Here is a 25,478-nt window from a genome sequence, read left to right as displayed (position 1 = left end):
CCCGCATGTATTATATCGTTTATGGCATTTTTTACCTGTTATCGCTGCTACCCTGGCGGGTATTGTATTTCCTGAGTGATGGTATCTACTTATTGGTGTATTATGTATTCGGATACAGGAAAAAAGTGGTGATGGGTAATCTCGCCATCGCCTTCCCTGAAAAAAGCGAGGCAGAAAGGATAAGCATCGCAAAGAAGTTCTACCATAATTTCATCGACACTTTTATCGAAACCATTAAATTAATTTCTATTAGTGAGAAAGCATTCAGGAAACGGTTTTCATCTAATATCGAAGTAATGAATCAATTGTATGCAACCGGGCAGAATGTACAGGTGATTTCCGGTCATTATTTCAATTGGGAATTTGCTAACCTGGGAGTAGCGCTCGACAGTAAATATCCTTTTGTAGTAGTGTATATGCCTTTATCGAATAAAATATTTGACAGGCTGATATACAAACTCAGGACAAAATTTGGTACGCTGCTGGTACCAGCTACGGAGTTCAGGCGGGATTTTAATAAATATGTTCATGATCAGTACGCTTTGATCCTGGTGGCCGATCAGAACCCCGGGGGGCCTGAAAAGGCATACTGGGCGCCTTTCTTTGGCAAGCCCGCTCCATTTGTAAGGGGGCCTGAAAAAGGAGCCAAAGTGAACAATACAGCCATTGTATATGCACATTTTTACAAAGTAAAAAGAGGGTATTATCGGGTAGATTTTGAGTTGGTAACTACAGAACCCAAAACTTATTCCAACGGGGCATTGACCAAATTACTGGTGAACAAAATAGAAGCATCGGTGAAACAGATTCCCGATAATTATTTGTGGAGTCACCGTCGCTGGAAATTCCAGTACGACGAAGAGAAATTCGGGCACCTGATGGTCCCTTAATTCAACACTTCCGTACTTTTTTCAATCTTGAATTTATCACCCAATTCTTTGATACTGCTCCACCCACCCGCTATGTTGCGCAGGTTGTGGATGCCCTGTCTTTTTATAAGTGAAGAGGCAATAACACTGCGATAACCACCCGCACAGTGAACATAGATGTTGTGATGCTCGTCGAGATCGGCCATGCTGGCGGGATCCATGAGCGTTTCAAGGGGTATGTTGATGGCTTGTTTAACATGGCCATCGGCATATTCAGGTACTTTTCTAACGTCCACGATCACCAGGTTGGGATCGAAGGGAATGTCCATCGCCAATTCATCGGCTTCCACATCGATGATCATATCGATGGGCAAACCGGCTGCCTGCCAGGTTTCGAAGCCACCGGCAAGATGTCCTTCGAATTTATCGAAGCCTACTCTGGCCAATCGTACAATGGTTTCTCTTTCCTGTCCCGGTTCTGTAATAAGCAGTAAAGGTTGATCGAATGGTAACAAGCTGCCTGCCCATTCGGCAAAACGGCCCTCAAGGCCAATGCTTACAGACCCCGGCACAAAGCCCTGTGTAAACACAGTGGCTTTGCGGGTGTCTAATAAGATGATGTTCTCATCCTGTGCTTTTTTTCTGAATGAATCTGCATCCCAGGCCTGCATGCCTTTCTGCAGCAGTGCTTCCAGGCTTTCGTACCCCTCCTTATTGATCTGTGCATTAATAGGAAAATATTGAGGAGGGGTCGTTAATCCTTCAGTGACGGCTTTGATGAAATCTTCCTTGCTTTGTGAAGCGAGCGCATAATTCGTTTGTTTTTGTTCACCTACGGTACTGTATGTTTCGGTGCCGAGGTTCTTGCCGCAACTGCTGCCCGCTCCATGGGCAGGATAGATGATCACATGGTCTGGCAAGGGCAATATTTTTTTCCGGAGACTATCATACAACATGCCTGCCAGGTCGTTCATGGTTAATGCGGCGCCTTTTTGTGCCAGGTCGGGACGGCCCACATCCCCCACAAACAAGGTATCACCTGTGAATAATGCCTGGTCTTTGCCTGCTTCATCTTTCAGCAGGTAACAACTGCTTTCCAGTGTATGCCCGGGCGTATGAAGTACCTGCATTTTCATTTTGCCAATGGAAAACAGTTCTCCGTCTTTGGCTACATGCACAGGAAAGTTAGTATGGGTATCCGGACCATACACAATAGTAGCGCCGGTTGCCGCTGCGAGGTCGAGGTGGCCGCTGACAAAGTCGGCATGAAAATGGGTCTCGAAAATATATTTGATGGTTGTATTACGTTCCCTGGCGAGTTGAAGGTATTCTTCAATATCTCGCAAAGGATCGATTACTGCGGCTTCTCCCTCACTCTCAATATAATAAGCGGCTTCACTGAGACAGCCCGTATACAATTGTTTTACAAACATCACAACAAATTTAAGATATCAGGCTACCAAGGTTTCAACAAATCCCACTACTTCAGCCAAGCGGGTATAGTTGACAGAATAAAAAATAAATTTTCCATCACGCGCAGTACTCACAATGCCGGCCCTTCTCAGGATAGCCAGGTGCTGCGAAGCAACAGATTGTTCAAGCCTCAGTTTTACATAAATTTCAGTAACGGTCATTTTCTGATGATCATCCAGTAATTTGATGATCTGCTGACGAAGCTTGTGATTCACCGATCGAAGGATAAGAGCTGCTTTCTTGGTATGCAAGAAATCAACTTTTAGTTGCGTTTTGCCGTTGTTGAGAACAACAGACTGTAATGATTGACTCATGACAATAAAAGTTATATTGGGGGGTTAAGAAACTCTAATTGCACCTGTAAAGCTACAATAATGTTCGGGTTTTATAGTATAATTTTTGTGAATACAAAAAAATACTTTACCTAACGGCTTTAGAACTATCAAAAAACTCTTTGACATATAAAGGCTCACTATAGGCAAGATCAGCAAAAGATTGAGCCTCAAAGGCTTCTTCCGCAAGCGTTATCATATCCCTTACACTGTGACCGGAATGGTGAAAAACAGCATGGGCATGATGGATCAATCCCTCCAGTTTTTGCAGACCACTTCCACAAAAATGCACACGGCCCTTATCGAGCAAACTGCTGAAAGAACCCGGTTCCAGTATCAATGCCTGCGGTGGCCAGGTTTCCCGCAATGATGTGTCGTACACTGCTGTAAACACTTCCATCCGGCGGGCGTCGATCAGGGGACAAACAAGGTCGTTGCCAACAACAGGGTCCTGCGTGGTGGAACTATTGCCAATCAATGCCTGCGCCATCACTTTTAAGGTGTTCAACAGGATAAGAGGTTTTTGGAGGGCATAACAAATGCCTTTGGCGGAGGCCAGTCCCACCCGCAGTCCGGTATAACTGCCCGGTCCGGCTACCACGGCCACTGCATCAATGCCTGAAAGCGCAATGCCCGTTTCCTGTAATAACTGTTGAATAGCAGGTTGCACAAAAGCCGCATGGTTTTTCTGGTCGGGACTTTCGAGCAGGTGCAGAACGGTTTGATCACGGCTGATACAAACACCCGCCTGCTCTGTAGCTGTATCTATATGTAAAATGGTTGGCATCTTATGATTGCAACGCTTCTTTTTCGAGCAGTCCGGACGGCGTATAGCGTTTGTCTTCACGCTCCAGTATTTTCAATAAATCATATACCTGCCGGGTACCGATCTGCTCTGCCCATTCAAACGGTCCCATCGGGTAATTGGTACCCAGTTTCATAGCGATATCAATCTCATTTTTGGAACTTAGTTCCTGACCCAGTGCGAAATAAGCTTCATTGATGATCATGCATACTATCCTGGCAGCAATAAAACCAGGTTCATCCGGAACCCATTGGTATTTCCAGTTCAATGACCGGAGTATGTTTTCTCCCGCAGCCCTGTTATTTTCTCCCGCTATTTCCAATACAGGTCTTTCGAGGAAACTATTCCAGGCATTGATACGAATGCAATTCAGCGGGAGTTGCCTGCTAGTGCGCAGTACTTCATTGATAAAAATAGGCTGTTCTTTTATGGTTGCGAATACATCACCCACACCCAAAAAATCGAAATAGGCATCGGCAACAGGCAATGCCATGCCTTCCGCCAACCAACTTACGCTGATGCCGGCCGGAATGCCTTTTTGCAGCAACAATTCCTTCTGTTGTGTATTTGCCTGTATTGCAATGTGCATAGAACGCAAATTTAGGTTGGCAGGATGATAGAAATGCATCAATTTGCAACGGATCAAAACAAACCAGATGTCAAAACAGATTGTGCAAACCGACAAAGCGCCGGCTCCTATCGGGCCTTATAACCAAGCCATCCGCGCCAATGGCTTTTTATTTGTGAGTGGCCAGGTGGCCATCATTCCTGAAACAGGAGCGCTTGAAACCGGTACGATTCAGGCGGAGACGCACCAAGTGATGAAAAATATCCAGGCCATACTCGAAGAAGCGAAGCTGGATTTTTCCCATATCGTCAAAACCACCATCTTCCTCAGCGATATGAACCTTTTTGCATCGGTAAACGAAATCTATGGTTCTTATTTTACAGGTGCTTATCCTGCCCGTGAGACAGTTGCGGTGAAAGGCTTGCCCAAAGGCGTAAATGTGGAGATCAGTGTAACAGCAGTGGGATAACCATCAGGCACCAGCCGCTAACACATAACTGGTAGAAAATTCTTTTTTCTCTCCGCTGTTCACCACAATCAAACCAATGCCATTGTTGAATGCATCAGGTGCGCTGCTGAGGTTTTCGATAGCAATGCTTTTGCGGTGCGGAGGTGTGTAGATCTGTAAATAAGGATAAGAGGCATTGGGTTCAATGGTGAGGCGGAGACGCCCGTTTTGTAGTATGCAGCGTGAAGATTCTTTCGACGTATCAAGGAGAAAACAGTTGTCCAGCTCAACCCCCTTTAACGATGCACCATGCAGGAAACGTTCATCAGGTAACGTATCGCCTGTGGGAAGCAGGTCTTTGCTGAATGCTACTTGCATACCGGAATTGAATTGCAGCGAGCATTCGTCAAGGCTATTTCCCAATGTAAAATACGGATGCCATCCGTCCGACAAAGGAACCACATCATGGTGCCTGTTGGTAAAACTGGTAACAACTGTGAGCCGGTCACCCAAAGACCCACCATCCTTGAGCTTCCACTGAACCTGCATGGTAAACGGGAAAGGATAACCGACATCATCGCCCTCATATCGGTATTGCAGTGTGAGGGCGGCCTGTGCAGCATCTTCAGTTGTATCGATGATATCGAAAGGCCGGTTATAAATAAGCCCGTGAATGGCATGATCTCCCATATAAAAACCATTCACTTTGAACGACCTCTCCTGAAACGCATAACTGCCCTTGTGCAGGCGGCAAACATAAGGACTCAGCTTGGCACTCTTAAAACCATGGGTAATATTGGCTATGGCATCGGCAACCGAAGCGAACCCCTCTATCACATTCACCATCCGGCCTTCAACGGGCAAACGGAAAGCATTCAGCAATCCCCCGAAACCATAAACGTCAGCTTCCGCCCCTGAAATCTTATTTCTCAACGTAATAACAGGATATTGGGCGGAACGATCAATGAGCACCTCAAAAGACATAAAACGATTTGAGCGGCAAAATAGTAAGTTTTGACTAGCAAAAAATGAAACCGTTAAAACTAACAGTTGTTAACTATTGCATGCAATATTGTAATTTTGCCGTCTACACTAACTATACAATATGTCTTATCAACCCCGGCATAAGATCAGGATCGTAACAGCGGCCAGTCTTTTCGATGGCCACGACGCAGCCATCAATATCATGCGTCGCATCCTGCAGGCAAAAGGAGCAGAGATCATTCACCTCGGACATAACCGCAGCGTGGCAGATATTGTGGAATGTGCCATTGAAGAAGATGTGCAGGGTATTGCCATTACCAGCTACCAGGGTGGACACGTAGAATTTTTCAAGTACATGAAGGACCTGCTGGACCAGAATGGTTGCGGGCACATCAAAATATTCGGTGGTGGCGGTGGTACTATTCTGCCGGAAGAGATCAGGGAATTACAGCAATATGGCATCACCCGGATTTATAGTCCGGATGACGGCCGCCGGATGGGATTGGAGGGCATGATCGAAGATGTGATCAAACAATGCGATTTTGGTCTGAATGGCAATGACATTTATGAACGTGCCATGACATTGGGCGAAGTGAAAGACATACGCAAGTTGGCACGGGAAATCACGAATGCGGAAAATGGAGGAGGAAATACAAAAGTAAACGGTGAGATACCTGCTATTCCTGTGTTGGGCATTACGGGCACAGGAGGTGCAGGCAAGAGCAGTGTAACAGATGAGATTGTAAGAAGATTCCTCAACCTGTTTGAAGATAAAACACTCGCGGTGATCTCGGTAGATCCTTCCAAGAAAAAAACAGGCGGCGCTTTGCTGGGCGACAGGATACGGATGAATTCGATCTCACATCCGCGTGCATACATGCGTAGCCTGGCTACCAGGGATGATAATACGGCGTTGAGCCCTTACGTGCAGGATGCCATTGATGTTTGCAGGAAAGCGGCTTTCGATCTGATCATACTGGAATCGGCAGGTGTAGGGCAAAGCGATGCTTCGATCCTCGATTACTGCGATGTAAGTCTTTATGTGATGACACCTGAATACGGTGCGGCTTCACAACTGGAAAAGATCAACATGCTTGATTATGCCGATCTTGTCTGTATCAATAAATTCGATAAGGCCGGCGCACTCGATGCATTGCATGATGTGCGCAAACAATACAAGCGGAACCACGGGCTGTGGACTGCTAAAGATGAAGAACTACCGATAATCGGTACCATTGCTGCGCAGTTCAACGATAGCGGCATCAATGAGCTATTTGAAAAAATGATGGTGACCTTAAGGGAAAAAACAGGTGTTGCATTCGGACAGATAGCCATTCATCCGCATGACCACGAGACCACTACGCGTTCCCAGATCATTCCTCCCAAAAGAGTTCGTTATCTTTCTGAAATAGCCGATAATAACCGGGCTTACGATGCATGGGTAGAGGATCAGGCTATGATTGCATCCAAACTCTACCAGTTACACGGTGCTATGCAGGAAGTGAAGTCCGGGTTGAAAGCCGCACTGGAAAACATCTACAATGAATTCGATGCAAAACTGGATGCAGGTTGCAGGAAGCTGATACAGTCATGGCCGGGATTGGTTGTGCGATACAAGGCAGATTTTTTTGAATACCAGGTACGCGATAAGATCATCAAACAACCATTGACCACTACTTCATTGAGCGGCTCACGCATACCCAGGCTTGTATTACCGAAATATAAGGATTGGGGCGATATCCTGCGCTGGCAACTCCAGGAAAATGTATCGGGTGAATTTCCTTATACAGCAGGTGTTTTTGAACTGAAGCGACAAGGTGAAGATCCTACCCGTATGTTCGCGGGTGAAGGCGGACCGGAAAGGACCAACAAAAGGTTTCACTATGTATCGCTGGGCCAGCCGGCCATACGTCTTTCTACTGCATTTGACAGTGTTACATTGTATGGAGAAGACCCGGCCAGCAGGCCCGATATTTACGGCAAAGTGGGTAATAGTGGTGTGAGCATTGCAACAGTAGACGATGCAAAAAAATTATACAGCGGATTCGATCTCTGTGATCCGAAAACCTCTGTGAGCATGACCATCAACGGACCGGCACCGATACTGCTGGCATTCTTCATGAATGCAGCGATCGATCAGCTTTGCGAAAAGTGGATCGAAGCCAATGGTCAATGGTCGCTGGTGGAAGCAGCATTGGAAAAGAAATACCAGCGTGCTCCCCGTCCGCATTATTATAACCCTGCTTCACCGGAACGATTACCCGAAGGCAACAATGGCCTTGGGCTGCGGCTGCTGGGCTTGAGCGGAGATGAAGTGTTGCCCAAAGAAGTGTATGAACAACTGAAGGCAGAGGCATTGTCGCAGGTGCGTGGCACTGTGCAGGCCGATATACTCAAAGAAGACCAGGCGCAGAATACCTGTATCTTTTCTACCGAGTTTGCATTGAAGCTGATGGGCGATGTGCAATCTTATTTCATCGATCATAAAGTGCGCAATTTTTACAGCGTCAGCATCAGTGGGTACCATATTGCCGAAGCGGGAGCTAATCCTATTACACAACTGGCATTCACATTGGCAAATGGTTTTACCTATGTGGAGTATTACCTGAGCAGGGGAATGCACATCGATGATTTTGCACCCAATCTCTCTTTCTTCTTCAGTAATGGCATGGATCCCGAATACAGTGTCATCGGGCGTGTGGCCAGGCGTATTTGGGCGAAGGCCATGAAAAATAAATACAAAGGCAATGACCGCTCACAGAAACTCAAATACCATATCCAAACCAGCGGCCGTAGTCTGCATGCACAGGAAATAGATTTCAACGATATACGTACTACCTTACAGGCATTGTATGCCATTTATGATAATTGCAATAGTCTTCACACCAACGCCTATGATGAAGCTATTACCACGCCTACGGAAGAAAGCGTGCGTCGCGCGATGGCCATCCAGCTGATCATTAACCGCGAATTGGGTTCGGCCAAGACAGAGAATTTTATCCAGGGCAGTTTTGCCATAGAAGAGCTGACCGACCTGGTAGAAGAGGCGGTACTGGCCGAGTTCGACCGTATCACAGAACGCGGAGGCGTATTGGGCGCTATGGAAAGAATGTATCAGCGCAACAAGATACAGGAGGAAAGCCTGCATTACGAAACCCTCAAACATACCGGCGAATTGCCGTTGGTGGGCGTTAATACATTCCTGAATAAGAATGGAAGTCCCACTACCTTACCCGGCGAAGTGATCCGCTCCAACACGGAAGAAAAAGAACAGCAGATACAAAACCTGCACGCTTTCTGGAAAAGGAACGAACAGCGATCTGCTAGGGAGCTGAACCGTCTTAAAGAAGCCGCCATGCAAAACGAGAACCTCTTTGCGGTTTTGATGGAAACGGCCAAGTATTGTTCCCTTGGCCAAATCACCCATGCATTGTATGAAGTGGGCGGCCAGTACCGGAGAAATATGTAAGCGCCGGAATGGATAATATTTTATACCTTGGCTACCCATGAAACAGTTTTTTATATTACTGGTTTTTTGCATCGGCGCTTTTGTGGTGCATGGCCAGTCGAGGCGGATAGATACTACTTTGAAAATTGGTAAAGTCGGTTACAGGATCACCTGCAGTAACAGGAATCCCGAAAAGAATGACGCTACCATCAATCCGATTGGTTTTGAAAACCAGGCGCGTGAATTCAGCATCGAGATCAAGGGCAGGATAAAAAAAGCAGAGATCGACGATCTTAATAACGACGGGTTCCCCGATGTGGTACTCTATGTTTTCTCGGGCGACTCCCTGCAAAAAGGAACGGTGATAGGTATCAGCTCCGATAAGAACCAATCGGTTAACCCGATCATTCTTCCCGATGTATTGGATGACCAGAAACTGCGGGAAGGTTACAGAGGCTTCGACGACTTTAATTTGATGGAAGGTACCCTCATGCGCCGGTATCCGCTGTATCTTACGGATAGTCTTGGCGCTCATCCAACCGGTAAAATGCGGCAGGTATTGTATCGCGTAGTACCCGGCGAAAGGAACATGCTCAAGTTTAAAGTCATCCGTTCTTACGAATACACAAAACAATAGCTAACATCCGTTTCATATTACCAAAGCATTAATTCATCGATGCAGTTGCCCATATCGCAACTGCATTTGTATTTTTATCCTTCCCTAAATTGCAATTCATGAAAAAAGCATTTTTTTATTCATTGTTTGTATTGCTCGCTGTAGCCGGCCAGGCTCAAACGGCCCCTGCATCCGGATTGAAAACATTGACACTGCCCAATGGATGGACTTTATCACCTGCCGGCCGCAGCCTGCCATTGGGAGACCTGCCACTGAATATTGCTGTGAGCAAGTCCAAGCAATTGATGGCTGTAACCAATAACGGACAAGGCACGCAGAGCATTCAACTGATCGACCCTGCTACTGAAAAAGTGCTGGATAATATAGTGATTGCCAAGGGATGGTACGGATTGAAATTTAGTGGCGATGAAAAAAAACTGTATGCTTCCGGTGGCAATGATAACTGGATTGCTGAATACGCTGTAGAAAATAAAAAACTCATCCTTAAAGACACCATCGTACTGGGTAAAAAATGGCCCAATAAAATTTCACCTGCAGGTATCGAAATCGATGAAAAACAAAAACAGCTATACGTGGTTACTAAAGAGAACAACGCGCTGTATATCATCGACCTGAAAACAAAAAAAGTAGCTGAACCTTTTGCACTTGGTGGAGAAGCTTACGCGTGCGTGCTTTCGCCCAATGCAAAAGAGTTGTACATCAGTTGCTGGGGATGCGATAAAGTGTATGTGTTCGATACGGAAAAAAGAAACATCAAAGCTGAAATACCTGTTGGAGATAATCCCAACGAGATGGTGCTCACCGCCAATGGTAAATACCTCTATGTAGCGAATTCGAATGACAACAGCGTTTCTGTGATCAATGTAAGGGAAAGAAAGACGATCGAAACATTGAATACGGCACTGTATCCCGATGCCCCCAATGGCTCTACGACCAACGGCCTGGCCCTTAATAAAGACGAAAAAACCCTCTACATCGCCAATGCAGATAACAATTGTGTTTCGGTATTCGATGTAAGTGAACCGGGTGCCAGCAAGAGCAAAGGTTTTATACCGGTAGGCTGGTATCCCACCAATGTAAAAGTGATCGGCAAAAAAATATTCGTATCCAATGGTAAAGGTTTTACTTCCATGGCCAATCCGCGCGGCCCCAATCCTTTTGGAAACAAGCGGATTAAAGAAGAAGTGGTTTACCAGCAGGGCGACCCCAATAAGCCCAAGGACGTGCAGTATATCGCTTCTCTTTTTAAAGGAACTATGAGCATTATTGATGAGCCCAATGCAGAAACGCTGGCAGCATGGTCACGCCAGGTATATAGCAATACACCTTACAGTAAGGAAAAGGAAATGCTTACACAAGGTGAGGAAGGCAATCCCATTCCGCATAAAGTAGGAGAGAAAAGCCCTATCAAGTATGTGTTCTATGTGATAAAAGAAAACAGGACTTACGATCAGGTATTGGGTGATATGAAAGAAGGCAACGGCGATCAGTCGCTGGTACTGTTTGGAGAACATGTAACGCCCAACCAGCACGCAGTGGCAAAAGAATTTGTATTACTGGATAATTTTTATGTAGATGGCGAAGTAAGCATGGATGGGCATAACTGGAGCACAGGCGCGTATGCAACGGACTATCTTGAAAAAAACTGGGTAACCAGTTACGGCGGACGTGGTGGTAGCTATGATGGTGAAGGCCACAGGGCTATCGCCAACAACAAAGGTGGATTTATATGGGATCATTGTAAAAAAGCGGGCGTCAGCTACCGGACTTACGGTGAATTCGCCGATAACTATAAACCCAATATCCCGGTATTAAAAGACCATTTCTGTCCTTATTTCACCAGCTTCGATGGTACGGTGCCAGACACTACCCGTTTCCAGCAATGGAAGCGCGATTTCGATTCCCTGCTGGCGATCGACAAGGTACCCAGCTTCAACAGCCTTCGTTTTCCCAATGATCATACAGAGGGGCTCCGCAAAGGAAGGCCTACGCCTTATGCCCACGTTGCCGATAATGACCTGGCGGTGGGAATGTTTGTAGAATACCTGAGCAAGAGCCGCATTTGGAATGAAACAGCTGTATTCATCCTGGAAGATGATGCACAGAATGGCGCCGACCATGTAGATGCACACCGCAGTCCGGCTTATATAGCTGGTGGATTTGTAAAAAGGAATTTTGTAGATCATACGATGTATTCTACTTCATCTATGCTGCGCACCATTGAATTGATCCTGGGCATTCCGCCCATGAGCCAATATGATGCGGCAGCTACTCCTATGTGGCGCTCATTTGCTTCCGCTGCCGATTCCAAAGGATTTACTGCAAGGCCGGCAAATATTAACTTGAGTGAAAAGAATACAGCCATGAACGAATGGCAAAGGAGATCTGAGAAATTTGATCTTGCTAAAGAAGATGCGGTGCCGGATCTTGAATTCAATAAAGTATTATGGCACGGACTCAAAGGCGATCATGTACCGTTCCCTGCACCACGCCGCGCTGCTTTCTTCAAACAAACAAAAATGGCCGACAGGGATTAAGTTGTCAACGACCCGAAGTGATGGCGATTTTAGTGACGATCTTATCGTCGCCTGAATCGCTGCGTACGATGACAAGGTAAATGCCGCTTGCAACTTTATTGCCGAGGTAAGTTCGCCCGTCCCATATAGCCTGACCGCCCAGGGCGCGGGTTTGGTATACGAGCCGGCCATTCAATTCGGTTATTTTTACAAGGGCATTATTGGTAAGCCCCCTGACGGCGATGGTTCCATTGTAGCCTGGTGGTACGGGATTGGGGAATACCAATACATCCTGATTTGATGGCCCCCCTTCGGTAGCGGTGCTTCTGAAACTGCAGATGCCCATAGCCGTTTCAATGAATACTTCGCCGGTATGCGGGTCGATGGCCAGTTTTCGGATATCGTTATTCAACAGCTGACTATTATCGCTGGTAAATCTGTACACGATCGAAGTGCCGTCTTGTGAAAGCAACCAGAGGCCATTTCTCGTTCCTACCCACTTGCGGTTTGCGCCGTCTACTGCTATGCATTGTACCATCTCATCACGGAACAACAACCCGGCAAAACGATCCTGCTGTACTACGGGCAGCAGGGCATCGCATCCTTGCGGACTAAACACATTGCCGGTACACTGAACAATGCCAATGCCTTTATCGGTGCCTATCCAGATGAAACCGTTCTTGTCTTTTGCCATACACAATACATTGTTGCTGGGCAAATTTCCTTTGCCATTTCCCTGTTGGTAAAACTTCCATTGATCATCATTGGTATTGTCAATGGAAGCGCCGTGGTTGTAACAGAAGATACCGTTGCCTTTCGGACTAATGATCCATACCTGATCGGCATCATCGATCAATACCTGCCCTACTGCATTTTCTGTATGCGGAAACGGTATGGCAAATGCTTTCCATGAACTGTCGGCTTTCCGTACCACCAACTCTTTCGCAGCTCCGTAGTTGCTTATCCAGAGATGGTTGTTTTGACCGAATGCCAGTCCGCCTACCTGGTAACTGCCCGGATTGTTCATAGCAGCCTGCAATGCGCTGTTATTGGTTTGATAGATTGAAACGTTATTGTTTTTGAAATGTGCTAGGCCACTTCCAAAACTGCCGGCCCAAAGCGTTTGATCAACAGGGTCGATGGCTACTGTGATGAAGTCATAAGTATTGCTGAGTGCCGGCGTATTATCATAGCGGTAAAAATTCCATTCATTGTTCGTCAATTGGAATATTCCATTCCGATTGTGTTGCGGCTGCCAGTTGTTGTTGATACTGCCGGCTGCTGCAAAAAGTTGTTTTCCATCACCCATCATTTCACCGGTTGCTGTACCGGGTGGCCCATTCGGAATGAAACGGTCGGCGCCTGTTGCGGTGAACCTTGAAAGACCATTGAGGCTGTCGGCCACCCATATTTTACCGGCATCGATAATGGCTGATAATGGATGGGAGAGCAGTGCCGGATTGGTAATGATTTTTTCTATGTTGCCATTGGTTGCCAATTGCAAAACACGGGCTTTGCCAGTATTGTTTTGCTGGCAGACCAGGAGTTTATTTCCAGATGGAGTGATGCTGTTCAAAGACCATACAGTATCTGTATACAATAGGCTCCAGTTATTGCCCGATGCAATGAAAAGAGAATCGTTTTTTTGAGCGATTAGCTGGTTGGCGGCAACCACCACAGCGTTGGTATTGCCGCCGGGTAAACCATTGCTGCCGCTGAGTGTGGTCCAGTTGCGGTAATCGGAGAGATCGGCGAGACGGGATGCTTTTTTCAATCCTTCATCTGTAGCAGCATAAAAGAAATCAGCGTCGGCAGCTATGCTGTGTACATTCACCGGTGCTCCGCTGGCGCCAATGAACCAGGTGTCTTTGATTTCGTATTTGATAAGATTGACTACGATGATCCCGAGTCCGCTGGAAAGGTATGCGAGTCCGTTGCTGCAAAAAATATGATGGATGGATTTGTTGCCGGCAATAGTGCTTCGTTTGATATCGCCGATATTGGTAACGGATTGCTTTTTGAGTACATCGATATTGCTGTTGTTATACGCAATAACAAGTTGGGAGCTGAGATCATCCCAACCGACACAACTGATGCCTATATCATGGAGGCCGGTCATCTTACTGAAGCGTTGCATTTCATCCTGCGCATCAACGGCAAACAGGTTGGTGGCGGTAGCGCAATAAACCTGATCGGCTTTGATGACTTGTATGGCTGGCCGGTAATTGAGGTGTTCGCGCCACTGCCCGATGGGTGGCGACTGGGCTTTCGATGGGCTTGCCAGCATAAGGCATGAGCCAAGGATGATGATAGCAAAGCGCATGAGCTAAGTTAACTGAATTCATGTTGTTCTATTCAAAAAACGGGTACTTATACCTGATCGTACTGGTGTTAGCCTGGCTTAATTTCGATTGTAGAAAAAGAGTTGTTATGGGATTGGGACGCATGTTTATTCATAAGTTGAACCGGATTGATTTCATGATCAGGCTGAAAGCAACCGGGAATCCGGCGCTGTTTGCGGAGCGGATAGGGGTATCGGAAACCACGCTTTTCGAGTACCTGGCATTTATGAAGGAGCTCGGGGCGCCTATCCGTTACGAGCGGGCGCGTAAGTCGTATTATTATGCATGCGAAGGAAGTTTTTGTGTGAAGTTCCTTGAAAAAGGAAGTGAGGAATGTTTTGAAATAGATGAAGATTCATAGGCCAATGAATGGGAGGATTGTCTGTATGCCCGGTTCCTGCGCAGGATCCCAAGACGAGACATTAATTCAAAACAAATACGATGAGGAAGACGGATGAAATTTTCTAACAAACAGTAAAACCTGATTTTATGAAACAAAACCAATTGAACATCCATACACTGGAAGGATTCAGTGAGTTGGATAGGGATGAATTGAAAACGGTGAATGGTGGTAGTGTCTGGGATAGCCTGGTTTATGTTGCAAAAACAACCACAAGCTATATCATGGAGTTTGCAAGAACTGCCAGTGAGTTCCAGGCCTCGTTACCGTCAAGCTTGGAAAAATAGGAAATGGGAAACCCGGAGTGGCTGAAACAGGCCACTCTTTGTTAAGATTTGTCAGGAAAGCAGGTGTCTAATGTTATAGAGGCGTATGTTTGATAAATAAAATTTAAGCTATATGTTACTAAGCAAACTGAATGCTTCTTGGATTAGTATGCATACATGGATCATGAAAAGATCAGTCTGGCAATTGGTGGCAGGTGGATACCTTGTGACAATTGGGTTGAATTTTTTGTTCGGGTATTTGCTCTTTCCCGAACAACAATCAGCTACCGCTATACTAAATCTCAATGTTAAAGAAGCGTTTTGGGTAGCGGTGATATTTGCTCCATTGGTTGAAACCTATTTGATACAATACCTTGTAATCAAAAATGTCCATAAGTGGACAGGTATTTATTGGATAGCAGTATTAGCCAGTGCCATCATTTTCGGCGCCTTGCATAAGTATTCTGTTCCTTATATGATATTGACTTTCCTGTCAGGAATTATATACGGCATCATTTATGTCGTTTTAGCACTCCGGGGAAAGGATCCATTTGTTTACATCGCATTGACACATGCATTACACAACCTGACAGGGTTTTGTATTGAACACGTTTTTTAGTGCAACCAATCCATGATATATCATGCCAGGGTTATGATGCGGCACTATGGCTTAATCTTGTACGACCCCGGTACAGGGGATTATACGTCCTTTTCCTAATGCTATTTGTGGTAGCGATTGCCGTACTTCCGCTGGTCAGGGTAGATATTACCGTTAAAGCTCAGGGAATGATCCGGCCGGCAACAGCGCGAGCGGAAGTGAAGATACCCGCTACAGGTATTATTGCCGAGATCAGATGCCGGGAGGGTGACCTGGTTGAAAAAGGAACTGTACTGATGCGTCTGAAAGATTCGACGCTTCAGTCTAAAAAAATTCGGAACCAATTTGAAATGCATAAACGGCAACAACATATACAAGATCTGCTATTACTGACGGCACCGGAAGTTGATTCGGCTTGCCTTCAACAGCAATTGTATTTGCCGTTGTACAGAGAGCAATACAACCGGTTCAGGAACCGGCTGGTTATTCATGAACTGGCTGTTAAACAGGCAGCACATGCGTTGCAAAGTCATAGTTCACTGGTGAAAGAGCGGATCACGGCACCGAATGCTTTTTATGAAATGCAAATTCAACTGAAAGAAAAAGAAGCAGCATACCGGTTGGCCAGGAATGAACAACTGGGATATTGGCAGGAAGCGCTTGAGCGGAACAGGATGGAACTGGCACAATGCGAAGAACAGGCGGCACAACTCGCGGCTTACGAAGCTTTGTTACTGGTACGTTCGCCTGTAAAAGGCTTTGTGCAGGGCATCGGCCAGTGGCACACCGGAGCTTTTGCAACTGCCGGAGAAGCAGCTTGCCTGGTTTCTCCAACCGATACCCTGATGGGGGAATGTTATGTGCCGTCTAAAGATATAGGATTGATCAAGGATTCAATGAACGTGATCTGCAGCTTTGATGCTTTTGAACAACGGTATTTTGGTACTGTAAGTGGACGAGTGATAGCTATTGATGACGATTTCAGCCTGGTTAACGGCAGGCCGTTATTCCGGGTACGCTGTTCTTTTCAGACCACCCGTTTGGGTTTGAAAAAAGGATATGAAGTGGCTTTGAAGAAAGGACTTGGATTCCAGGCACGGTTTAAAGTAACGGAAAGGAGCTTGTGGCAACTACTGCTCGATCATATGGATGACTGGTTAAACCCATCGGTATGAGAAAAGCGATGTGTATCAGGCAAAGGGATATTACCGACTGTGGTGCCGCTTGCCTGGCTTCCATTGCTGCTTATCATGGACTGCAATGGCCGGTCAGCCGTATCCGGCAATATGCAGGCACAGATAAAAATGGTACCTCTGTAGGTGGGCTGCTCGAAGCTGCCGGCCAGATGGGAATGGATGCCAAAGCCGGCAAAGCGGGTATCGATAGCCTTCCACGTATTCCCTTGCCTGCTATTGCGCATGTGGTACTGAAAAATGGTTTGCAACATTATGTGGTGATCTGCAGCGTGAAGAAACGTTGTATTAATATTATGGACCCTGCTGATGGGCAGATACATCGATACAACCACACTGCCTTTGCGAAAGAGTGGACGGGTGTGCTGGTACTACTGGCGCCTGCGGCAGCGTTCCGTCGGCAGCAGGCTGTGACAACACCTGTAGCCAGGTTCTGGCAACTGGTTGCCCCGCACCGGTATTCGATGCTACTGGCACTTACCGGGGCGCTTGTGGTTACCTTGTTGAGTTTGTCTACTTCTGTGTACATGCAGAAGCTCATCGATGTGGTACTGGTAGAAGACAATATCAAACTGCTCAACCTGATGAGCATACTGATGGTGGGTTTATTGTTGTTCCAGTTATTCATAGGAATGTTCAAGGCTTTGCTGGGATTGCAAGTAGGACAGCATATAGATGTACAATTACTGCTCGGTTATTATAAGCATTTGTTGAGATTGCCACAGCGCTTCTTTGATACGATGCGGGTAGGAGAAATCATCAGCAGGGTAAATGATGCGGTGAAGATCCGTCATTTCGTAAATGAAGTCGCACTTAATACGATCGTGAACCTGAGCATGTTGTTGTTCTCTTTCATGGTGATGTTCTTCTATTACTGGAAACTGGCGGTTATTGTGCTGGCTGTTTTACCTTGCTACCTGTTGCTATACAAAATCACGGGCAACATCAATCGTGTATGGCAACGCAGACTAATGGAAAATGCGGCATCGCTGGAAAGCCAGCTGGTAGAAAGTCTGAATGCAGCAGCAACGATTAAACAGTTTGGACTGGAATACCAGGCTGGTGTTAAAACTGAGCATCGGTTCATTGCACTACTCAGGTCTGTTTATTTCAGTAGTAAAAAGGGTTTATACAGCGGAACGGCTTCTGCTTTATTTACGCGGCTGTTGGGGATCATTATTTTATGGACCGGCGGATATTTTGTGATCAGAAAAGAACTAACGCCTGGTGAACTGGTTTCTTTTTATGCCCTCGCGGAATACTTTACTACACCTGCAGCAGCACTGATCGGATCGAACAAAGATATCCGTGAAGCGCTCATTGCGGCAGACCGGTTATTCGAGATCATCGATCTTGAAACGGAGGAGGGAACGAAGGCCGGGAAAATAGTACTGGAACCAGCTCAGATGGGAGATATTGTTTTCCAGGATGTACATTTCAGGTATGGAACCAGGGAACAGGTCTTCGAAGGCCTTAACCTCTGTATACGTAAAGGAAGCTGTACGGCGATCGTAGGAGAGAGTGGTAGTGGAAAATCTACCCTCCTTGCTTTATTGCAACAATTGTATCCTTTATCAAAGGGCAAAATATACATTGGTGGGATCGATATTACCCTGGTCAGCCGAGAGAGCCTGCGGAAACTAATAGCGCCGGTACCACAGGAAACAGACCTGTTTGCAGGCACTATTGCAGAGAATATAGGTATTGGGGATGAGTATCCGGATAACCGGAAAATCTTTTTTCTTTCCCGGCTGCTGGGACTGGATACTTTCATCGAGCAGTTGCCGGCGGGGTTCAATAGCCAGGTGCAGGAACAGGGGAATAATTTATCGGGCGGACAAAAACAGCGATTGTCCATTGCCCGTGCTTTGTATCGCAACCCAGAGATACTGGTGCTGGATGAAGCAACAGCTTCATTGGATAGCCAAAGTGAGCAAAAAGTGCAGGAAGCGCTACAATGGTTCAGGAGCAGGGGCAAGACTGTAATTGTGATTGCACATCGCCTGGCAACGATCAGGAATTGCGATAGCATTCATGTTTTGCATAAAGGGAAATTACTGGAAACAGGAACGCACGATCAGTTGATGCAACAGAACGGCGCTTATGTGCGTTTGTGGCAGCCCTGACGGATGATCACATTTCAACCAGGTTGTGCTTCATGGCAAAAATAGCCAGGCCTACCCTTGTCTTGATGTCTAATTTTTTGAACAGGTTGTCGCGATAGCTGTCAATCGTTCTGGGGCTTACACACATCTCTTCGGCGATTTCTTTATAGGTTTTATCTGAACAGATGAGTCGCAGAAAATGTACTTCATTGTCTGAGAGAGAGCCAAAGGGTGCATTAACGGCAAATGAATTGCCATTGCTGATATAGTTCATCAGTTTATCACTGATCAGTTCATTGATGAAATAGCCGGTGTCCCGGATATTGTCAAGGGCCTGTTTGAATATTTTGGGCTTACTGTCTTTTAGCAAGTAACCCCTCGCGCCATTTTTCATCATACGAATAATGGCGATATCGTTTTCAAGCATGCTCAATACAAGTACACGTGTGGAAGAGAGGCTTTTCTTGATCCATTCGGCAGTTTCAAAGCCATCCATAACAGGCATGGTAATATCGAGCAATACAATATCGGGCGGAGCTTCATGGTTCAACTGGTCAATGAATTCTTTACCATTGCCCGCTTGCATCACTACCTTATAACCATCAAATGAATTGATGATGGCCGCAAGCCCTGATCGGAGCAATTCGTGATCGTCTACTAATGCAACAAGCGTCATAATAAAGGCCTATTGGGTTTAATCTGTAAGGTAATGGCAGTGCCGTGACCCGGGTTACTCTGGATATCAACGGTTGCGTGAATCATCTTTGCTCTGTTAAAAATATTCTGTAAACCAATACCATGCCCCGTTTTTTTCAACTTTTCCGTGTCAAATCCCGTTCCATTGTCTGTGACCACTATCTTTATATTGCTGGGATCGCTTTCAATCTTGATATCAATAGCCGAAGCAGAAGCGTGCTTGATAATGTTGTTGATGATTTCCTGTATCATCCTGAACAGGATCAGGTCTGTGTCTTTGTTTACTCCTGCAAAGCTGTCGGCAATTTCCAGGCTGGTAGCATAGCGACCCGTCTTCTGCAAGGTAGCCATTAATTGGCGAATAGACTCCAGAATTCCGATGTCATTGATCCTGTTGGACTGCAGGTTATGGCTCAGGTCGCGGAGGTCTTTGATGGCTTTTCCCAGCAACTGGTCGGTATGCTCGAATTTCTCTTCGGAGACATCATCCATGAAAGTGCTGAGGTTCAATCTCACCAGGCTCAATACCTGTCCAATGTTATCGTGTATTTCCTGGCTGATATGGCTGAAAGTCTGTTCCTGGATCTCCAACTGGGTTTTTAAAATGGTCTGGTCGAAGCGGTTTTTCATTTCATCCCGTTCCTGCTGGAATTTTCGCTGGCGCCGCAAGAAAATGAACACAATGAGCAAAAGGAAAAAACCGATCAATACCAGGAATACGGAAGCAATTACGATGGTGATGAGTATGTCTTCCTGTTGTTTCGGCATAGGTAAAATGCGACACTGAATGAACTGTACAAAAGTACGTTTAAAGTATGGTTGATAATCCCATAAATCTTAATTCCCTCCCTTTGCAGATCGTTCGACCGAAGATATTCAAATAATGCGTTGATGATGACAGATCCCAGATAAAAAATAAGCAAGCCGATACAAATCCAGAAGAAAGGTTGCTTAGAGAGATGCTGGTTGATGTGTTCTGGCAGGATAGATTCATAGAGGAAAAAGCAGCAAAATACCACGATAAAAAAAGAACCCAGCAAGAAAGTATAAGTATGAAAATATTTGGTACCCTGTATAAAAGTGAGGTTCACAACATCGAAAAGTATCAGTATAGGTATGAGAACTAACGCGACCTTCTTAAATACTGGCCGCCTGAAATGAAGGTAAAAAAGAAATGAATAGAATATAAACTCAATAGTTGTAAAAATATTGTACAGCCAATAGTTCTTAATATCCTTGTAGCTAAACCAAGTACCCACCAATTCAACGATTACAGTTAATAACAAAAAAGGGATAAAATACTTGATTATTTTATCCCTTTTTTGCATAAAAAAAGATCGCTAAAACGAGGCTGAGTATTTGAAAATACAAATAAATCGCCGCTTCCATGAACTTATGGATAAATACCCCCGTGGTTTAAATAAGCGTCGCTGGGTGCTGAAGCATCGTTGCTCTGTACTGTACCATTAACAACCCTGTTGTCGTCGCCTGAAAAATAAACAGTAGTCTTTCCCACGTTCGAAGGGTCTTTAGCAGTCTGTGCATTGTAAACGGCAAAGTTCACATACACATTATCTGAATTGTACTTGCTTTTCAGTATCTGAAGGAACCCTTGCAAGTCCTTGATCTTAAAAACAACGTACTGGGTACCGTTGGGGTTTGATTTAACATATGCATCATGCATTTGTTGCGCAGCGCCTCCGGTAATGAAACCCGCTACATCTGAACCGTTCACGGCTACGCCGATAGCAGATTCATTCGCTTTTGAAGCAGTAGTCCCATTCTGTGCAGAAACGCCATTTTGCTCTTTCTGGCAAGCTACAAAGAGAGTAGCAACCACGGCGAGCATCAAAAAGCCGCTCATTAAGTTAATCTTTTTCATCTAAAAAAGTTTTAGGTTTCGGTTATGTCTAGGATAGTTAAAAATATATAAGACCTATTCGGTTATATATAGGTATTGGATTAAGCGAATAATAAATTTTACGGAAATACTGCCTGATAACACTTAAAACCAACAAGATGTATTTACGGGTATTACAAAAATCGGAAGAAATCAGCAGCCTTTTAATTTTAAAACACTGAATTTTGCCGGTGTTTTCACGGTTTTTTTAACCGTGTTTTCCGCAAAATTATCCCCAAGCTGTGGAAAACAAGCCTCCACCTTCATTCAAGACCTGTTTTTCCGATATGCTTCCGAATGCTGCTCCGATTCACTAACCAGATGACTATCAATAAAATAAGGGCTATTGACACTGTGTACACCGAAATCCCTGGACTAATAAATATATGCATTATTTTCAAATACAAATATGTAATATACTGAAAAACAGTTATTAAAATAAGAGCCCCCACAACTATCCCTATATTTGGTGGGAAGAACCGGCCCATCAGGAATTGTTCTAATTGTCTGGGTGCTGCCCCTAAAGTGATCAACAATATGATTTCACGGCTACAGGAAGCGATGGTCAGTTGTATAAAGAGCGTAAATATGAGTAATGCAAATAGTAGCATCACGAGCCCGGTTACCCCTGAAATATTCACTACTACATCCACTACCTGCCGGTAACGGCTGAAACGTGTTTTGTCGGCATCAGTACTCAGTCCGTGCCCCCTGAGATATTGTACCAGTGCCGGATTACCGGGGTCGGCCGTACGGATAATAACCCTTGACGGTTTGGCTTCACCCGCACCGGCCATCCGCTGGTTAGCCCAGTCCATAAATTCCTCCGGTACCAACAAAGAAGAGACCCGGTCGCTGAACCCTACGACCCTTCCGTTAAAACTGGTGATGCCGTTGGGGCCATAAACGTTGATCCTGAAGATAATCATTTTAACTACCTCACGCGTCAATTGCGGCAGGTTCTGAGAAAATGAAAACTGGAAATTGTAAAAATCAAGGAACATGTTGGGCACGATCACCGGAACAAAATTTGATCCTTCATCCCATCGCCAATCTTTATTCGTAACATCAATGAATTCGTTGGGTACGCTTTCAAAAGCGATTTCAGTAAAGAAAGGGAATCGCTCGCTATTGCTTTGAATAGATGCTTTGAAACGACTGGGCGTTAACAAACCTACTGATTGCACGAAAGGCTGTCGCTTAAGGTCATTGATCTCATCGCCTGTAAGTGCAGTAGCACCGATATTTCGATCAGTGAGCAGTTTGTTCACCACCAGGAAATTAGCAACACTGTCCTGGTTGCGCTTGCCATGCAGCAACTCGTTATAATTTACCTGTATCTGCACGGCCGCCAGTATCAATACCATGGCGATCGACAAACCCAGGATGGCCATCACAAAACGGGAACGGCCTGCACCAGATCGAATGAGTTTGGTTAAAAGATGTTTCAACTGATCCATGTGATGCCCTGTCATTTATAAAGTGAGTTCATCTGTATAAGCAAAATGCTGGTCTTCATCGAGATCGGTGATGACCAGTCCCGCTTTTCTTTTACCGCATTCCCTCGCGATCAATGCAACGGCTTTGGCGGTGTTGGCCCTATCGAGGTGACTGAACGGTTCATCCATGATCAGCCATTCAAAAGGCTGCATCAATGACCGGATGATGGCTACGCGTTGTTGCTCGCCATAACTGCACAGGCCGGCACGTTGATGCAGGATATGCGTAATGCCCAATTCTTCTGCCATCTCATCAATCATTTCATTACTATAATAGGGCGTTTGCAATACCCGTTTGAGTTCTATGTTTTCATGTACAGTAAGATGGGGGAACAGCCGCAGGTCCTGGAAAACAATGCTGATCTTCTGTTGGCGCAACGATGCGAGTTCGGCTGCCGTAATAGAAGTGAGCAGTTGATCACCCCAGGATATGCGCCCCTCATAATCCTGACGAAGCCTGTACAGCATGTGCACCAATGTGGTTTTGCCCGTACCGCTTGGCGCTTTTATTTTGATCCATTTCCCCTGGCGAAAAACACGACTGGTATTCCACACATCGGAAGGCTTTTTGAGCAATTTATCTTTCAACGGAAGCGGAAGCACCTGTTGCATCACAATGTCCATAGCTACGATTTGGATATTACAAAGCGGGGATTAATTGGTATGAATAATGGCAGGTACTCCTCCGGGAAAAATCTCCAGCGCCCTTTCCTTTTTAGCTTGTGCACGCATATCCACTGCTACATCGGTGAGCAGGCTGGTAAGTGTAACCAGGCTGTTCTGCTTTTCGTTCTGCAAGCGAACCTCAAAAACAGCGTTGGACGATTTGCCATTGAAGGGACCAGCAGTTACAACAACATCTTTGAAAGTTGCTTTCGCTGTGTTCATCGACTGGCGGTAATTAGAAGAGGAATCGTTGGTAGATAAGTCGCCAATGGTTCGTGCTATATCAAAATAAAAACAACTTGTTTTGTCTTTAAACCTGCTGGTAATCTCCGGATCGATGACTGCTTTACTAGTGCCTGCCATGTATTGTACATAGGTCAATGAATCGCTGGCAAGGATCAGGTTCTTTGCATCGCCCTGAATATATATACCAAAGGCTGACAGGAGGCCGCCCCCTTTGTATATATTGCCCTGTTTGGTAACCACGCCCGATTGCGCAGCCTGGTCCATGAGTTTGAAAAAGTTGGCCTGATTACCTACAGGAATATTGACGATCATTTTGTAAGTCGGCTTGCTGCGTACCATACTCAGTTCGTCGGTTTTATTTTGCGGCTCGGGTTGCTTCAGGCCAATGTCTGAAAGCACAATGGCCACATCGCCTTTCATGGCTTTATAAAAATCTTCCGTGGTGATACCCGATTTCTGTAAAAGATTATTTGCCATTCCTTCCACTTCCATCTGCTTCAGCAAGCCTCCAATGATATCCGGGTTGAAAGCAAAAAGGAGGAAACCATTGATGTGCTGTGAAGGGAAATGATCGATGAGTGAAAGGTTAACAGCCGGACTGGGAAACTGTTTACACAAAGCCGCGAGCAATTCATTGGGGTAGCTGGTTGTTTTCGCCAGTATTTTCCCGTCTTCAAAATTGAGGGTGGAGGCAGAATAGTTGTCTTTTACAAAGTCTTCCAGCTTGGGTAACTGAAAGGGCATCATGCTGAGCATGCCCAGGTAGCTGTTGGAACTGGTGAAAGCATAACCGTCTGCTTTTTCTTTGAAAAGATCGGTAAACAAAGGCAAGCTGGCCAACGACTCTTCTTCTTTCAATGTATAATAACTATTCACTTCTGCTTTTGCATTCTCAGCGATATTACCTGTCTCTGGTTTTTTAAAGCTACCTGAAACCGAATCGTAAACGGGTCTGGTATTCTGGTTATAAATGGTGGCCATCAGGTACCGGTCGTTCCACGATAGCACAACGCCATCATCTGCCAGCAGGTAAGAATAACCATTCTCTTTTTTGATCTCTTTGTTTTTCAGGTCATCCTGTTTTTTCAGGAATGCTTCGAATTTGGAAGGATCATTGAGACTACCCATTACATTGAATACATTGATGGATTCCTGGGCACTCTTACCTGGTTTATTGCTGACAAAAAAATACAACTGGCTGTTCCAGTTGATGCCGGCATTGTTGCGCAAATCATTGATCTTGGCTTTGTGAGCCGAATCGTCTTTATCGCGACGAAAGAAATTCTCGAATAATGAATCGACGCTCAAGCCTCCTTTCTGCAGTTTATCCTGCATAGCTTTGGCATCCAGTACCAAAACAACAGCTGCAGTTTTGGGAATTAGTTTGGCTTGCTGGGGTGTACGGTTCTTACAAGACGAAAGAACGGCCACCAATAATACGGCGGCTACGGCGTAGCGGACAAGTAACTTCATATAGGATAGAGATT

Annotated in this window: 22 protein-coding genes; 10 read left to right on the top strand and 12 right to left on the bottom strand. The window is 45.5% G+C overall.

The features are described from left to right. Nucleotides 1-5 precede the first annotated feature (5 nt). Nucleotides 6-890, top strand: a complete 885-nt coding sequence (locus SEDOR53_RS0102295) for a lysophospholipid acyltransferase family protein (RefSeq protein WP_026768255.1) — start codon at nucleotides 6-8, stop codon at nucleotides 888-890. Here the strand turns inward: SEDOR53_RS0102295 and SEDOR53_RS0102290 are convergent. The 4 genes from SEDOR53_RS0102290 to SEDOR53_RS18470 form a co-directional block, all read right to left on the bottom strand. Continuing rightward, nucleotides 887-2,302 (bottom strand): rhodanese-like domain-containing protein, encoded by a 1,416-nt coding sequence (locus SEDOR53_RS0102290; RefSeq protein ID WP_026768254.1) that lies wholly within the window; start codon nucleotides 2,300-2,302, stop codon nucleotides 887-889. The genes SEDOR53_RS0102295 and SEDOR53_RS0102290 overlap by 4 nt on opposite strands. An 18-nt stretch (nucleotides 2,303-2,320) precedes the next feature. Then, complete coding sequence (locus SEDOR53_RS0102285) at nucleotides 2,321-2,656, bottom strand: helix-turn-helix transcriptional regulator (RefSeq protein ID WP_026768253.1); 336 nt, start codon at nucleotides 2,654-2,656, stop codon at nucleotides 2,321-2,323. A gap of 106 nt (nucleotides 2,657-2,762) precedes the next feature. Next, nucleotides 2,763-3,461, bottom strand: a complete 699-nt coding sequence (gene tsaB / locus SEDOR53_RS0102280; RefSeq protein WP_026768252.1) for a tRNA (adenosine(37)-N6)-threonylcarbamoyltransferase complex dimerization subunit type 1 TsaB — start codon at nucleotides 3,459-3,461, stop codon at nucleotides 2,763-2,765. A gap of 1 nt (nucleotide 3,462) precedes the next feature. After that, on the bottom strand, nucleotides 3,463-4,068 hold the full coding sequence (locus SEDOR53_RS18470) for a 3-hydroxyacyl-CoA dehydrogenase family protein (protein ID WP_051416456.1): 606 nt from the start codon (nucleotides 4,066-4,068) through the stop codon (nucleotides 3,463-3,465). Nucleotides 4,069-4,135: 67 nt separating this feature from the next. Here SEDOR53_RS18470 and SEDOR53_RS0102270 point away from each other — a divergent pair, with 67 nt between their 5' ends. Further along, nucleotides 4,136-4,516: a RidA family protein gene (locus tag SEDOR53_RS0102270; protein ID WP_026768251.1), complete on the top strand. Its 381-nt coding sequence runs from the start codon at nucleotides 4,136-4,138 to the stop codon at nucleotides 4,514-4,516. Between the two features lie 3 nt (nucleotides 4,517-4,519). Here SEDOR53_RS0102270 and SEDOR53_RS0102265 read toward each other — a convergent pair whose 3' ends face one another. Continuing rightward, complete coding sequence (locus SEDOR53_RS0102265; RefSeq protein ID WP_051416455.1) at nucleotides 4,520-5,479, bottom strand: aldose 1-epimerase; 960 nt, start codon at nucleotides 5,477-5,479, stop codon at nucleotides 4,520-4,522. Between the two features lie 121 nt (nucleotides 5,480-5,600). On the opposite strand from SEDOR53_RS0102265, the gene SEDOR53_RS0102260 reads away from it, so the two are divergent. The 3 genes from SEDOR53_RS0102260 to SEDOR53_RS0102250 all read left to right on the top strand — a co-directional run bounded on the left by SEDOR53_RS0102260 (nucleotide 5,601) and on the right by SEDOR53_RS0102250 (nucleotide 12,101). Beyond that, nucleotides 5,601-8,948 (top strand): methylmalonyl-CoA mutase family protein, encoded by a 3,348-nt coding sequence (locus SEDOR53_RS0102260; protein ID WP_026768249.1) that lies wholly within the window; start codon nucleotides 5,601-5,603, stop codon nucleotides 8,946-8,948. Nucleotides 8,949-8,985: 37 nt separating this feature from the next. Further along, on the top strand, nucleotides 8,986-9,564 hold the full coding sequence (locus tag SEDOR53_RS18465) for a hypothetical protein (RefSeq protein WP_026768248.1): 579 nt from the start codon (nucleotides 8,986-8,988) through the stop codon (nucleotides 9,562-9,564). Between the two features lie 98 nt (nucleotides 9,565-9,662). After that, a complete protein-coding gene (locus SEDOR53_RS0102250; RefSeq protein WP_026768247.1) occupies nucleotides 9,663-12,101 on the top strand; it encodes a bifunctional YncE family protein/alkaline phosphatase family protein in 2,439 nt (812 codons plus the stop codon). A gap of 4 nt (nucleotides 12,102-12,105) precedes the next feature. On the opposite strand, the gene SEDOR53_RS0102245 is transcribed toward SEDOR53_RS0102250, so the two are convergent. Further along, a complete protein-coding gene (locus SEDOR53_RS0102245) occupies nucleotides 12,106-14,403 on the bottom strand; it encodes a two-component regulator propeller domain-containing protein (RefSeq protein ID WP_037360412.1) in 2,298 nt (765 codons plus the stop codon). 20 nt (nucleotides 14,404-14,423) lie between these two features. On the opposite strand from SEDOR53_RS0102245, the gene SEDOR53_RS0102240 reads away from it, so the two are divergent. The 5 genes from SEDOR53_RS0102240 to SEDOR53_RS0102220 all read left to right on the top strand — a co-directional run bounded on the left by SEDOR53_RS0102240 (nucleotide 14,424) and on the right by SEDOR53_RS0102220 (nucleotide 19,005). Further along, nucleotides 14,424-14,783 carry a hypothetical protein gene (locus tag SEDOR53_RS0102240; protein WP_157576676.1) on the top strand — a complete coding sequence of 120 codons (360 nt, stop codon included), beginning with the start codon at nucleotides 14,424-14,426 and terminating at the stop codon, nucleotides 14,781-14,783. A gap of 128 nt (nucleotides 14,784-14,911) precedes the next feature. Continuing rightward, nucleotides 14,912-15,109, top strand: a complete 198-nt coding sequence (locus SEDOR53_RS0102235) for a bacteriocin class II family protein (protein ID WP_026768244.1) — start codon at nucleotides 14,912-14,914, stop codon at nucleotides 15,107-15,109. A 163-nt stretch (nucleotides 15,110-15,272) separates the two neighbouring features. Beyond that, entirely contained in the window at nucleotides 15,273-15,707 is a 435-nt protein-coding gene (locus SEDOR53_RS0102230) for a CPBP family intramembrane glutamic endopeptidase (protein ID WP_198018775.1), read from the top strand. A gap of 107 nt (nucleotides 15,708-15,814) precedes the next feature. Further along, nucleotides 15,815-16,861 (top strand): HlyD family efflux transporter periplasmic adaptor subunit, encoded by a 1,047-nt coding sequence (locus SEDOR53_RS0102225; protein WP_198018773.1) that lies wholly within the window; start codon nucleotides 15,815-15,817, stop codon nucleotides 16,859-16,861. Further along, nucleotides 16,858-19,005, top strand: coding sequence for a peptidase domain-containing ABC transporter (locus SEDOR53_RS0102220; RefSeq protein WP_026768241.1), 2,148 nt, complete (start codon nucleotides 16,858-16,860; stop codon nucleotides 19,003-19,005). Before SEDOR53_RS0102225 ends, SEDOR53_RS0102220 begins: the two co-directional genes overlap by 4 nt. A gap of 7 nt (nucleotides 19,006-19,012) precedes the next feature. Here the strand turns inward: SEDOR53_RS0102220 and SEDOR53_RS0102215 are convergent, their stop codons facing one another. The 6 genes from SEDOR53_RS0102215 to SEDOR53_RS0102180 all read right to left on the bottom strand — a co-directional run bounded on the left by SEDOR53_RS0102215 (nucleotide 19,013) and on the right by SEDOR53_RS0102180 (nucleotide 25,464). Next, nucleotides 19,013-19,660, bottom strand: coding sequence for a response regulator transcription factor (locus SEDOR53_RS0102215; protein WP_026768240.1), 648 nt, complete (start codon nucleotides 19,658-19,660; stop codon nucleotides 19,013-19,015). Continuing rightward, nucleotides 19,657-20,448: a sensor histidine kinase gene (locus tag SEDOR53_RS0102210; RefSeq protein ID WP_026768239.1), complete on the bottom strand. Its 792-nt coding sequence runs from the start codon at nucleotides 20,446-20,448 to the stop codon at nucleotides 19,657-19,659. The genes SEDOR53_RS0102215 and SEDOR53_RS0102210 overlap by 4 nt, the downstream gene beginning before the upstream one ends. A gap of 625 nt (nucleotides 20,449-21,073) precedes the next feature. Further along, nucleotides 21,074-21,562, bottom strand: a complete 489-nt coding sequence (locus SEDOR53_RS0102200) for a hypothetical protein (RefSeq protein ID WP_157576674.1) — start codon at nucleotides 21,560-21,562, stop codon at nucleotides 21,074-21,076. 281 nt (nucleotides 21,563-21,843) lie between these two features. Next, nucleotides 21,844-23,040, bottom strand: coding sequence for a hypothetical protein (locus SEDOR53_RS0102190; RefSeq protein ID WP_157576672.1), 1,197 nt, complete (start codon nucleotides 23,038-23,040; stop codon nucleotides 21,844-21,846). A gap of 15 nt (nucleotides 23,041-23,055) precedes the next feature. Continuing rightward, nucleotides 23,056-23,703, bottom strand: coding sequence for an ATP-binding cassette domain-containing protein (locus tag SEDOR53_RS0102185; RefSeq protein ID WP_026768235.1), 648 nt, complete (start codon nucleotides 23,701-23,703; stop codon nucleotides 23,056-23,058). Between the two features lie 30 nt (nucleotides 23,704-23,733). Continuing rightward, a complete protein-coding gene (locus SEDOR53_RS0102180; RefSeq protein WP_026768234.1) occupies nucleotides 23,734-25,464 on the bottom strand; it encodes a DUF4836 family protein in 1,731 nt (576 codons plus the stop codon). Nucleotides 25,465-25,478: the final 14 nt, after the last annotated feature.

The organism is Asinibacterium sp. OR53, from assembly GCF_000515315.1.
GTDB lineage: Bacteria > Bacteroidota > Bacteroidia > Chitinophagales > Chitinophagaceae > Sediminibacterium.
This window is presented reverse-complemented; position numbering and strand designations above follow the sequence as displayed.

Bases quoted from the DNA above. Each gene is read 5' to 3' on its own strand.
- SEDOR53_RS0102270 (WP_026768251.1), top strand. From the start codon at position 4,136: ATGTCAAAACAGATTGTGCAAACCGACAAAGCGCCGGCTCCTATCGGG.
- SEDOR53_RS0102250 (WP_026768247.1), top strand. From the start codon at position 9,663: ATGAAAAAAGCATTTTTTTATTCATTGTTTGTATTGCTCGCTGTAGCC.
- SEDOR53_RS0102235 (WP_026768244.1), top strand. From the start codon at position 14,912: ATGAAACAAAACCAATTGAACATCCATACACTGGAAGGATTCAGTGAG.
- SEDOR53_RS0102260 (WP_026768249.1), top strand. From the start codon at position 5,601: ATGTCTTATCAACCCCGGCATAAGATCAGGATCGTAACAGCGGCCAGT.
- SEDOR53_RS0102295 (WP_026768255.1), top strand. From the start codon at position 6: ATGTATTATATCGTTTATGGCATTTTTTACCTGTTATCGCTGCTACCC.
- SEDOR53_RS18465 (WP_026768248.1), top strand. From the start codon at position 8,986: ATGAAACAGTTTTTTATATTACTGGTTTTTTGCATCGGCGCTTTTGTG.
- SEDOR53_RS0102265 (WP_051416455.1), bottom strand. From the start codon at position 5,479: ATGTCTTTTGAGGTGCTCATTGATCGTTCCGCCCAATATCCTGTTATT.
- SEDOR53_RS0102210 (WP_026768239.1), bottom strand. From the start codon at position 20,448: ATGCCGAAACAACAGGAAGACATACTCATCACCATCGTAATTGCTTCC.
- SEDOR53_RS0102185 (WP_026768235.1), bottom strand. From the start codon at position 23,703: ATGGACATTGTGATGCAACAGGTGCTTCCGCTTCCGTTGAAAGATAAA.
- SEDOR53_RS0102285 (WP_026768253.1), bottom strand. From the start codon at position 2,656: ATGAGTCAATCATTACAGTCTGTTGTTCTCAACAACGGCAAAACGCAA.
- SEDOR53_RS0102180 (WP_026768234.1), bottom strand. From the start codon at position 25,464: ATGAAGTTACTTGTCCGCTACGCCGTAGCCGCCGTATTATTGGTGGCC.
- SEDOR53_RS0102215 (WP_026768240.1), bottom strand. From the start codon at position 19,660: ATGACGCTTGTTGCATTAGTAGACGATCACGAATTGCTCCGATCAGGG.
- SEDOR53_RS0102220 (WP_026768241.1), top strand. From the start codon at position 16,858: ATGAGAAAAGCGATGTGTATCAGGCAAAGGGATATTACCGACTGTGGT.
- tsaB (WP_026768252.1), bottom strand. From the start codon at position 3,461: ATGCCAACCATTTTACATATAGATACAGCTACAGAGCAGGCGGGTGTT.
- SEDOR53_RS0102230 (WP_198018775.1), top strand. From the start codon at position 15,273: ATGAAAAGATCAGTCTGGCAATTGGTGGCAGGTGGATACCTTGTGACA.
- SEDOR53_RS0102245 (WP_037360412.1), bottom strand. From the start codon at position 14,403: ATGCGCTTTGCTATCATCATCCTTGGCTCATGCCTTATGCTGGCAAGC.
- SEDOR53_RS18470 (WP_051416456.1), bottom strand. From the start codon at position 4,068: ATGCACATTGCAATACAGGCAAATACACAACAGAAGGAATTGTTGCTG.
- SEDOR53_RS0102190 (WP_157576672.1), bottom strand. From the start codon at position 23,040: ATGGATCAGTTGAAACATCTTTTAACCAAACTCATTCGATCTGGTGCA.
- SEDOR53_RS0102200 (WP_157576674.1), bottom strand. From the start codon at position 21,562: ATGAAAAAGATTAACTTAATGAGCGGCTTTTTGATGCTCGCCGTGGTT.
- SEDOR53_RS0102290 (WP_026768254.1), bottom strand. From the start codon at position 2,302: ATGTTTGTAAAACAATTGTATACGGGCTGTCTCAGTGAAGCCGCTTAT.
- SEDOR53_RS0102240 (WP_157576676.1), top strand. From the start codon at position 14,424: ATGTTGTTCTATTCAAAAAACGGGTACTTATACCTGATCGTACTGGTG.